Below are 497 nucleotides of genomic sequence, written 5' to 3' on the forward strand. Positions count from 1 at the left end.
GGGGGTCGCAGTGCACGCGCCGCTGCGACTTCTGCTAGATCGACACGGGCAAACCCGCCGACTACGACACCGACGAACCGCGTCGCGTCGCCGAGAGCATCGTCCGGATGAACCTCCGCTACGCCACCGTCACCTGCGTCGCCCGTGACGACCTGCCCGACGGCGGTGCCTGGCTCAACGCCGAGACCATTCGGCAGATCCACGCGATGAACCCGAACACCGGCGTCGAGCTCCTCGCCACGGACTTCAACGGCGACCCTGCACTGCTCGGCGAGGTCTTCGAAGCCCGCCCCGAGGTCTTCGCGCACAACGTCGAGACCGTCCCGCGCATCTTCAAGCGCATCCGCCCCGCGTTCCGCTATGAGCGCTCGCTCGACGTGATCACGCAGGCTCGGGATGCCGGTCTCATCACGAAGTCCAACCTCATCCTCGGCATGGGCGAGGAGCCGGAGGAGGTCGTGCAGGCGCTGAACGATCTGCACGACGCTGGGTGCGAT

At 67.2% G+C, this 497-nt stretch carries 1 protein-coding gene; it reads left to right on the top strand.

The features are described 5' to 3' along the window. Positions 1-38 precede the first annotated feature (38 nt). A partial coding sequence (locus LC417_RS22285) for a radical SAM protein (RefSeq protein WP_223566361.1) occupies positions 39-497 on the top strand: 459 nt, incomplete at its 3' end.

This window comes from Pantoea sp. OVA07A (assembly GCF_019969975.1).
In the GTDB taxonomy this organism is placed as follows: Bacteria; Pseudomonadota; Gammaproteobacteria; order Enterobacterales; family Enterobacteriaceae; genus Pantoea; species Pantoea agglomerans.